Origin of the sequence: Mycolicibacterium arseniciresistens (genome assembly GCF_030519285.1) — a bacterium.
Classification (GTDB): domain Bacteria; phylum Actinomycetota; class Actinomycetes; order Mycobacteriales; family Mycobacteriaceae; genus Mycobacterium; species Mycobacterium arseniciresistens.
The window spans coordinates 1-8,588 of the sequence record NZ_JAUMSQ010000177.1; the positions used below are offsets into that span (position 1 = coordinate 1).

The 8,588-nt window shown below is 71.4% G+C and carries 12 protein-coding genes; 9 read left to right on the forward strand and 3 right to left on the reverse strand.

The features are described from left to right. Both Q2100_RS20195 and Q2100_RS20200 read right to left on the reverse strand, forming a co-directional pair. The coding region (locus Q2100_RS20195; protein WP_302915492.1) for a protein kinase family protein at window positions 1-1,140 on the reverse strand (1,140 nt) is incomplete at its 3' end. A gap of 83 nt (window positions 1,141-1,223) precedes the next feature. After that, window positions 1,224-1,634 (reverse strand): helix-turn-helix domain-containing protein, encoded by a 411-nt coding sequence (locus Q2100_RS20200; RefSeq protein WP_302915493.1) that lies wholly within the window; start codon window positions 1,632-1,634, stop codon window positions 1,224-1,226. Between the two features lie 55 nt (window positions 1,635-1,689). Between Q2100_RS20200 and Q2100_RS20205 the strand changes: the two genes are divergently transcribed. The 7 genes from Q2100_RS20205 (at window position 1,690) to Q2100_RS20235 (ending at window position 5,611) form a co-directional block, all read left to right on the forward strand. After that, a complete protein-coding gene (locus tag Q2100_RS20205) occupies window positions 1,690-2,166 on the forward strand; it encodes an SRPBCC family protein (RefSeq protein ID WP_269896120.1) in 477 nt (158 codons plus the stop codon). A 67-nt stretch (window positions 2,167-2,233) separates the two neighbouring features. Continuing rightward, the gene (locus Q2100_RS20210; protein WP_302915494.1) at window positions 2,234-2,953 is read left to right on the forward strand and encodes a Clp protease N-terminal domain-containing protein; all 720 of its coding nucleotides are present in this window, start codon (window positions 2,234-2,236) and stop codon (window positions 2,951-2,953) included. A gap of 35 nt (window positions 2,954-2,988) precedes the next feature. Beyond that, window positions 2,989-3,471 carry an RNA polymerase sigma factor gene (locus tag Q2100_RS20215; protein WP_407667663.1) on the forward strand — a complete coding sequence of 161 codons (483 nt, stop codon included), beginning with the start codon at window positions 2,989-2,991 and terminating at the stop codon, window positions 3,469-3,471. Continuing rightward, complete coding sequence (locus Q2100_RS20220; RefSeq protein ID WP_302915496.1) at window positions 3,468-4,061, forward strand: methylated-DNA--[protein]-cysteine S-methyltransferase; 594 nt, start codon at window positions 3,468-3,470, stop codon at window positions 4,059-4,061. Before Q2100_RS20215 ends, Q2100_RS20220 begins: the two co-directional genes overlap by 4 nt. Before the next feature lie 36 nt (window positions 4,062-4,097). Beyond that, window positions 4,098-4,526: a PPOX class F420-dependent oxidoreductase gene (locus Q2100_RS20225; RefSeq protein ID WP_302915497.1), complete on the forward strand. Its 429-nt coding sequence runs from the start codon at window positions 4,098-4,100 to the stop codon at window positions 4,524-4,526. A gap of 51 nt (window positions 4,527-4,577) precedes the next feature. Beyond that, entirely contained in the window at window positions 4,578-5,069 is a 492-nt protein-coding gene (locus Q2100_RS20230) for a hypothetical protein (protein WP_264012335.1), read from the forward strand. Further along, complete coding sequence (locus tag Q2100_RS20235; protein ID WP_302915498.1) at window positions 5,057-5,611, forward strand: GNAT family N-acetyltransferase; 555 nt, start codon at window positions 5,057-5,059, stop codon at window positions 5,609-5,611. Before Q2100_RS20230 ends, Q2100_RS20235 begins: the two co-directional genes overlap by 13 nt. Here the strand turns inward: Q2100_RS20235 and zapE are convergent. Beyond that, a complete protein-coding gene (gene zapE, locus Q2100_RS20240) occupies window positions 5,578-6,687 on the reverse strand; it encodes a cell division protein ZapE (protein WP_302915501.1) in 1,110 nt (369 codons plus the stop codon). The two genes, Q2100_RS20235 and zapE, sit on opposite strands and share 34 nt — an antisense overlap. Between zapE and Q2100_RS20245 the strand changes: the two genes are divergently transcribed. Continuing rightward, a complete protein-coding gene (locus tag Q2100_RS20245; protein WP_302915499.1) occupies window positions 6,686-7,459 on the forward strand; it encodes a pyrimidine reductase family protein in 774 nt (257 codons plus the stop codon). The two genes, zapE and Q2100_RS20245, sit on opposite strands and share 2 nt — an antisense overlap. A gap of 31 nt (window positions 7,460-7,490) precedes the next feature. Then, window positions 7,491-8,588: alpha/beta fold hydrolase (locus Q2100_RS20250; protein ID WP_302915500.1), on the forward strand; the 1,098-nt coding region annotated here is incomplete at its 3' end.

An 8,588-nucleotide genomic window follows, 5' to 3' on the forward strand; every position in this document is an offset into this window, starting at 1 on the left:
GGCCGCGCGCATGGTCGGGCTCGCCGGCGGGGCGGCCGCCTCGGTGGTCGCGTTGAGCCCGAGCCGCTCGGCGTCCAGCGCGGGCCCCGAGTCGGTGTCGAGCACATCGGTCAACGACGACACGACCGCCACCACCGCGACGATCATGATGGCCGCCGCCGCGAGAAGCGTCACCCGGACCAGCTGCCGTTTCGCCGCCTCGGCCTGCTGTTCGGGTCCGACATTGCCGAATCCCGCGTAGCCGCCCGGAACCGCCGCAGGCGGCGGAGCGCCACCGGCGTCGTCCTGGCCACCGGCAACGTCGGCGCGGGCCTGCCGCAACAGGGTCATCAACGTTGCGGCGCTGGTGATCCCGCCCTCACGGACCAGTCCGGCGGCGGCCGCGGAGATCAGGAAGGGAATGTCGGGGTCGATGGCCGCCGGCTCCTGCGGACGACCGGCGGCGTCGACGTCGACCGCCGTCCACCCCACCGGCATCGGGTCCTGGGCCGGCCAGCGGTCGACGAGCAGGGCGTAGAAGGCGGCGCCGATTCCCCGCAGGTCTTGACGCGGTGTCGCCTCGGGCGCGGTGCCCGGAAACGCCAGCACCGCATTGCCGTCTGTGCTGATGCGCACCCGCGCCGGATGGTCGATGCTCAGCGCCAGCCCGGCCCGGTGTGCGGCCTCCGCCGCGACGGCCAGCGACTGCATCGCGCCGGCGACACCCAGCGGCGACGGGTTGGTGTCGGCGATCTGGCGCAGCGTGCCACCCGGCACCCACTCCGAGACCACCACGCCGAACCGGCCGGTGTGGAACACCTCGCGCACCGCGGCGATACCCGGCATGTCGAGCCCGCGCTGTCGCACGGTGAGCGAAAGCACCTCGTTCACGCGGTCCACAGTCAGCGACTCCTGCGGGTCCACCAGCGTCAGTGCCACCATGCGCCCCGCGGCGAAGTCGAAGGCCTGCCAGAACTGCAGATGACCGGTCGCGCCCTGGGCGGCCACCAGCCGGAACCGGCCGTCGGCGATCAGCGCACCCGCGGCGAACGGTCCCCCGTTGTCCACGACGGGTTCCACTGGACCGAGGCCCGGGATCGGACCGGTGGCCTCACCGGCGTCGACGGATTGGTCCTCTGGCGTCTCATCGGTCCCCGACATGCCAGCTCACCTCATCCCCTCAACGCCGCACGATTCACTGCCGCAACGGTTTACCCACGAAACGGCACTTCACGCGGCCGACCTCAGCGTCGGCCGGCAGAACGCGACCGCATCACCCGATCGGGGCGCCGCCAGTCACTACGCAGCGTAGCGCTCGGCGGCGTACCGAACATCTCGCGGTAGGCCACACTGAACCGCCCGGCGTGGGCGAACCCCCACCGACCGGCGATCGCGTTGACCGTGTCGACGGCCGGGTCGGCCGCCAGCAGGTCGCGGTGCGCCCGGTCCAGACGAACCCTGCGCAGATACTCCAACGGTGTGACACCGAGGTGGCGGCGGAACAGGTACTGGACGGACCGCGGGGTGAGCTGCGCGGCCGTGGCGATGTCGCTCAGTCCGATATCGGTGTCCGCGTGGTCATGGATGAAGGCCACGATGCGGCGCAGGGCCGGCGGCCGCGAAGCGCCTGAGGTGAGATCGAAGTGCCTGGACATCTCGACTTCGTATACCCGATAGCAAACTCGAGAAAACACCTGACACGATCAGTGCATGACCGAACGCTTCGAAGTCCAGCGCACCATCGCAGCGGCGCCGTCCGACGTCTTCGCCGTTCTCTGCGACCCTCAGGGCCACGTCGCGATCGACGCATCGGGGATGCTCCAGGCCGCCGACGGCGATCCGGTGCGCGCCCCCGGTGACAGCTTCGTGGTGCACATGGACCGCGAGGCGCTCAACGACTTCCCGCTCGGAAAGTACGACGTCACCATAAAGATCACCGACTTCGAGGCGGACCGGCTCATCGCCTGGACGATCCTGGGCGACATCAAGCCGCCGATCGGGCATGTCTACGGATACCGGCTGGAACCGGTCGACGGCGGCACCCTCGTCACCTCGTTCTACGACTGGTCCGACATCGACCCCGTCTGGCGGGAACGCGACATCTTCCCGATCCTCCCCGAGAGTGCGCTTCGGGCCACGCTCGGCATCCTGGACCGGACCGTGCGGCGCGGCTACCCCCGCGGCTGAACCGACCGCGCGGCTCTGCGTCAACCGCGGGTTGACGACCGAGAATCGTCAACCTAGAGTTGACGCTATGAGCCAGTCCACCAAGATCACCAACCCCGTCCGCCTCGACGACCTCATCGACGCGATCAAGAAGGCCCACGACGAACCCCTCGAGCAACTGACGGACGCGATGATCGCCGCGGACGCGCTCGGCGACATCGCCGACCACCTCATCGGTCACTTCGTCGACCAGGCGCGCCGCTCGGGCGCCTCGTGGACCGACATCGGCGCCTGCATGGGCGTGAGCAAGCAGGCGGCGCAGAAGCGGTTCGTCTCCAAGGCGGAGTCCAACCCGCTCGACCCCAATGCCGGGTTCGGCCGCTTCACGCCCAGGGCACGCAACGTCGTCGTCGGCGCCCAGAACCGTGCACACACCGCGGGCAACACCACCATCGAACCCGCTCACCTCCTACTCGCGCTGTTCGACGACCCCGACGGCCTGGCCGCCAGACTGCTCACCGGACAAGGCGTGGACGGCGCGAAGGTCTCCGAAGCCATCGAGCTGCCGCCGCGCTCCGAGGGCGAGGTCCCGGCGCTCATCCCGTTCGACGGCCCGGCCAAGAAGGTGCTGGAGCTGACGTTCCGGCAGGCGCTGCGACTGGGCCACAACTACGTCGGCACCGAACACATCCTGCTCGCGCTCTATGAAGCCGAGGATGAGGACGGCCACCTGCACCGACTCGGCGTCGACCGCGAGCGCTTCGAACGGGAACTCGTCACCGCGCTGGAATCGATCGTGAAGGGCTGATCTCACCGACACGGGCGCCGCGGCGTCTACATGATGTGACAGTGCGACCGTTCGAGGACGTGGTGGCCGAGCACGGCGCGACCGTGCTGCGGGTGTGCCGTGCCGTCGTGGGGCCCGTCGACGCCGAGGACGCCTGGTCGGAGACGTTCCTCTCGGCGCTACGGGCCTACCCGCGGCTGCCGAACGACGCGAACGTGGAGGCCTGGCTGGTGACCATCGCCCACCGGCGGGCACTCGACGTCGGCCGGGCCACCTCACGACGGGCCGTGCCCACCGACAGCGTCCCCGAACGGCAGGCCCCCCACGCCGATCCCGCCGCGCGCGACCCCGACCTGTGGGCCGCGCTGCAACGGCTGCCCACGAAGCAACGCCAGGCGCTGGCCTACCACCACCTTGCCGGCCTTCCCTACGCCGAGATCGCCGCCCTGCTCGGCAACTCCCCCGACGCCGCCCGACGGGCCGCCGCCGACGGCCTCAAGACACTGCGCCGGACCTACCTGGAGGACGAAACCGCATGAGCATCAACCTGTTCGACGCCGCGCCCGACGAAGAGACGGCGCTGGCCCGGCTGCACGCCCGCCTCGAACGGGCCGCGGCCGACGCCGACCTGCTCGACGTCGCATACCGCACGATCGACAGCCCCGTCGGCCCCCTGCTGCTGGCGGCCACGCCCGTCGGACTGGTCCGCGTCGCCTTCGACGTCGAGGACCACAGCGCTGTGCTGGCCACCCTCGCGGGTGCCGTCAGCCCGCGGGTGCTGCACGCCCCGGACCGCCTCGACGCCGTCGCGCGCCAACTCGACGAATACTTCGCCAAGCGCCGCACCGCCTTCGACGTCCCGGTCGACCTGCGGCTGGCGGCCGGCTTCCGACGCAACGTGATCGAGCACCTGCGCAGCATCGGCTACGGCCACCGCGCGAGCTACGCCGCCGTCGCCGCCGCCGTCGGGAGCCCTCGCGCGGTGCGCGCGGTCGGCAGCGCCTGCGCACACAACCCGCTGCCGGTGGTGATCCCGTGCCACCGCGTGGTGCGCTCGGACGGCAGCACCGGACAGTACGTCGGCGGCGCGGCCGCCAAGTCCGCGCTTCTCACCCTCGAAGCCGCGTGAGGGAATGAAACGGCGCCCGCCGCCGTAGAACCCGGCATGAACCTGCCCGACTCCGCCCGCGAGCTCATCGGTCGCGGCGCCGACGCCACCCTGGTCACCATCAACCCCGACGGCAGCCCCCAGGCATCGCTGGTCTGGGTGGCGCTGCAGTCCACACCCGACGGCGACGAGCTCGTCTCGGCGCACCTGTCGGAGAAGTACCGGAAGATCCGCAACATCCGGCGCGATCCACGGGTGACGCTGACAATCCTGGCGCGCACGCCCCCCGGTGGGCAGACGCCGTACCTGTCGATCACCGGTACCGCCCGCATCGTCGAGGGCGGCGGCGCCCCCGAACTGCTGACCGAACTCGCCGAGGTGATGCTCGGTCCCGACTCGGGATTCCCGCCTGCGGACGCTCCGCCGGGCTTCCTCACCCGCATCCGCATCGACAAGGTCGGCGGACTGGGCCCCTGGACGGCCTGACGAGGGCCCAAAGGACCTGAGACACGTTTCAGTTTGTGCGATCATGCGTCCATGCGTCGCTGGCTCGTGCACCTCATCGCCGCGCTGACCGTCGTCGCGGGCTTCGTCGCCCCGACCGCCTCGGCGGCCCCGGCGCCGATCGGTCGCCTCGGCGAGCCGCTGCGCGTCTCGTTCGAGGGCCTGATCGCCGACGTCACCGTGCACAGCATCGACCCGTCGCCGGTCCCGCCGGGGTTCGGCTACCCGCCGCGGGCGCCGCGCTACCAGGTGTATCGCGCCCAGGTCAGCGTCCACGCGGTCCAGCTGCCGACGCCGTACGCGATGGCGATCACCTTCCAGTTCCGTGGCGTCACCCCGACCGGTGACGCCTACGAACCACGCAACAGCGATGCGCCCGACGCCCTCGCCGCCGCACTCACCAACGCGCCCGCCGGATCCACCGTCACCGGCGGTGTGTGGTGGGACTGCTATCGCGATCTGGTGTCCAATGTGGTGCTGATCGACAAGCTCACCGGCCAGCACCTCGCGCAGTGGAACGTCTAGACCCGACACTGCACGTTCGCACCCCGGCGGCAGCCGACCTCGCCGAACTCGCCGACGTTGCCGCCCGCACATTCCCGCTGGCCTGCCCGCCCGGCGCCACCGCCGAGAACATCGCCGCGTTCGTCGACGAGCACCTCAGCGCGCAGCGCTTCGCCGACTACCTCGCCGACCCGGCCCGCGACCTGGTGGTCGCCGTCCGCGACGGCCGCATCACCGGCTACGCCATGCTGATTCACGGCGTGCCCGACGACGCAGACGTGCAGCAGGCCGTCACCCTGCGGCCCGCCGTCGAACTGTCGAAGATCTACGTGCTGCCCGACAGCCACGGCGCAGGCGTATCGGCCGCGCTGATGACCGAGGCGATCAACCGCGCCGGCCGGTCCGGCAGCGCCTGCATGTGGCTCGGCGTCAATCAGGAGAACCCACGCGCGCAACGGTTCTACGCCAAACACGGGTTCACCGTGGCGGGCACCAAGACCTTCCGGCTGGGCGCCGGCCTCGAGCAGGACTACGTGCTCGTGCGTCCGCTGTCCTCGGCCTGACCCGCCGCGGTCAGCGCCAGCAGCCTCGACGTCGCGCGCAGGTACTTCTTGCGGAAGCCGCCGGCCAGCATCTCCTCGCTGAAGACGGTGTCGAGCTTGGCGCCCGACGCCACCACCGGGATCCCGGCGTCATACAGCCGGTCGGTCAGCGACACCAGCCGCAGCGCCACGCTCTGGTCGTCGAGCGGATGCACCCCGGTGAGGTACACACCGGTCACGCCGTCGATCAGGGCGTGGTACCGCGACGGATGCATGGTGGCCAGGTGCCCGCACAGCGCGTCGAAGCCGTCGAGCACCGCCCCGTCCGGCGCGGCGTCGGCGCGCGCGGCGACCTCCTCGTCGGTCAACGGCTCGGGCGCGGGCGGCAGGTCGCGATGCCGGTAGTCCGGCCCCTCGATCCGCACGGTCGTGAAAATCGATGCCAGCGTGTTGATCTCGCGCAGAAAGTCCTGCGCGGCGAACCGGCCCTCACCGAGCTGCTCGGGCAGCGTGTTCGACGTGGCCGCGATCGACACGCCGCGCTCCACCAGCGCCGAGAGCAGCCGCGAGATCAGCGTGGTGTTGCCCGGGTCGTCGAGTTCGAATTCGTCGATGCACACCAGCACGTAGCCGGCCAACAGGTCGATGCACTCGACGAAGCCGAACACCCCGGCCAGCTGGGTCAGCTCGCCGAACGTCGCGAACGCCGTCGGCGCCTCGCTGCCGGCGTCGACACGGTAGTACGACGAGGCCAGCAGGTGGGTCTTGCCGACACCGAAGCCGCCGTCGAGGTAGAGCCCGACGCCTGGCAGCACCTCGCGCTTGCCGAACAGCTTCTTCTTGCCGGCCCGCCGCGTCACCGCCTCGTCGCAGAACCGGATGCACGACTGCACGGCCGCGGCCTGCGACGGCTCGGCCGGGTCCGGCCGGTAGGTGTCGAAGGCGACGTGGGTGAACGTCGGCGGTGGGACCAGGCTCGCCACCAGCCGTTCGGGGGTGACGGTGGGCTTGCGGTCGACGAGATGGCCCACCCGATTCGGCACATCACTGGACCCGTGCATGCAGGCAGCGTAGCGACGTGCTGCAATCGTGCGTATGCCCGAGACCGTCGCTGGGACACAGTTCACAGTGCTCGACGCGGTCGAGGTGGTGGACGACGAACGCGTCGCGGACTTCTACCGCTACCCCGACGACCTCGCCCGCTGCTGGGTCCGCGGCAACATGATCACCAGCGTGGACGGCGGTGCGACCGCCGACGGCAAGTCCGGCGCGCTGGGCGGCGACGGTGACCGGGCGCTGTTCGGCATGATGCGCGAAGCGGCCGACGTGATCGTCGTCGGCGCCTCGACGGTGCGGGTGGAGAACTACTCGGGCGTGCAGCTCGGGCCCGCCGCCCGTTCGGCCCGTCAGCAGCGCGGGCAGACTGAGGTGCCGCCCATCGCCGTGCTGACCCGCGGCGGCCGACTCGACCACGACGCCAAGCTGTTTCATCGCACCGAGGTCCGGCCCCTCATCCTCACCAGTGCCGACGCCGCCCGCAGCACCCGCGACCGGCTCGGCGGGCTGGCGGAGGTCATCGACGCCTCGGGCGCCGACCCGGACTCCGTCGACGCCGCACGCGCGCTGACGCTGCTGGCCGAGCGCGGGCTGCTGCGTGTGCTCACCGAGGGCGGCCCCGGCATCCTCGGCATGTTCACCGGCGCCGACCTGCTCGACGAACTGTGCCTGACGCTCGCCCCGGTGCTCGTCGGCGGCGACGCCCAGCGCATCGTCACCGGACCCGGGCAGGTCCACACACCGATGACCCGCAGCCACGTGCTCGCCGATGGACAGGGCTACCTGTACACGCGGTACGTGCGCAGCAACTGAGCTCGCGGCGACGATCGCTACTGTGGTCACCATGCGTCGGCACCCTGCGCTGCTCACGGCCTTGAGCCTGTCGACCGTCACCCTGACGGTGCTGCTGGCCGGCTGCTCCCCCGGGCTCGGCGCCAACCCCCGATTCGCCACCGACTCCGGCGCCGGGCCGCAGGGCGAGGCGCCTCCCACCCAGCAGGCCGCGGGGCCGCCGGCCATCGAAGCACCCAAGAACGACCTGTCGTGGCGGGACTGCACCTCCCGGGTGTTCCGGGACGCCGGCGTCGACCCGCTGCCCGGGGTGACGCTCGACTGCGCGGACTACGACTCCGATCTCGACTCGATTGACGGGGCCACCGGCTCGGTGACGATCGGCGTGGTCCGCGCCAAGACCGCGCAGACCCCCTCGGACGCCGGCCCCCTCGTGCTCACCACCGGCACCGACGCCCCGTCGTCGGCCCAACTGCCTATGTGGTTGACGCGCACCGGCTCCGACGTGCTGAAGGGCCGGCCCATCGTCGCCGTCGACCGGCGCGGCATCGGCATGTCCGGCGCGCTGGACTGCCGCGACACCTACGACCGCCAGGAGATGCGCGAGCAGGCCCAGTTCCAGTACGGCGACGACCCCGTCGCCAACCTCAGCGCCATCACCGTGACGGCCACCACCAGCTGCACCGACACCATCGCGCCCGGTGACTCCGCGTACGACAACGCCCACGCCGCCGAGGATCTCGAACGCCTGCGCAGCACCTGGGATGTTCCGGCACTGGCGATCCTCGGCATCGGCAACGGCTCCCAGGTGGCGCTGGCGTACGCCGGTTCGCACCCCAACAAGGTGGCCCGGCTGCTGCTCGACTCCCCGCTGCCGCTGGCGGTGGGCGCCGAGGCCGCGGCCGAACAACGCGTCAAGGGCGAACAGGCCGCGCTCGACGCGTTCGCCGCCCAGTGCGCCGCGACCGCCTGCCCCCTCGGGCCGGACCCGAAGGCCGCGGTCGACGGCCTGCTGGCCGACGCGCGGGCAGGCGACGGACCCGGCGGGGCGTCGGTGTCCGCGGTCGCCGAGGCCATCTCCACCGCGCTGGCCTTCCCCACCGGCGACCGCGTCGCCAGCACCAACGAACTCGCGGCCACACTGGCCGCC

Excerpts from the sequence above, each read along its gene's own strand:
- Q2100_RS20200 (WP_302915493.1), bottom strand. The coding sequence starts at position 1,634 with ATGTCCAGGCACTTCGATCTCACCTCAGGCGCTTCGCGGCCGCCGGCC.
- Q2100_RS20230 (WP_264012335.1), top strand. The coding sequence starts at position 4,578 with ATGCGTCGCTGGCTCGTGCACCTCATCGCCGCGCTGACCGTCGTCGCG.
- Q2100_RS20225 (WP_302915497.1), top strand. The coding sequence starts at position 4,098 with ATGAACCTGCCCGACTCCGCCCGCGAGCTCATCGGTCGCGGCGCCGAC.
- Q2100_RS20245 (WP_302915499.1), top strand. The coding sequence starts at position 6,686 with ATGCCCGAGACCGTCGCTGGGACACAGTTCACAGTGCTCGACGCGGTC.
- Q2100_RS20210 (WP_302915494.1), top strand. The coding sequence starts at position 2,234 with ATGAGCCAGTCCACCAAGATCACCAACCCCGTCCGCCTCGACGACCTC.
- Q2100_RS20220 (WP_302915496.1), top strand. The coding sequence starts at position 3,468 with ATGAGCATCAACCTGTTCGACGCCGCGCCCGACGAAGAGACGGCGCTG.
- Q2100_RS20205 (WP_269896120.1), top strand. The coding sequence starts at position 1,690 with ATGACCGAACGCTTCGAAGTCCAGCGCACCATCGCAGCGGCGCCGTCC.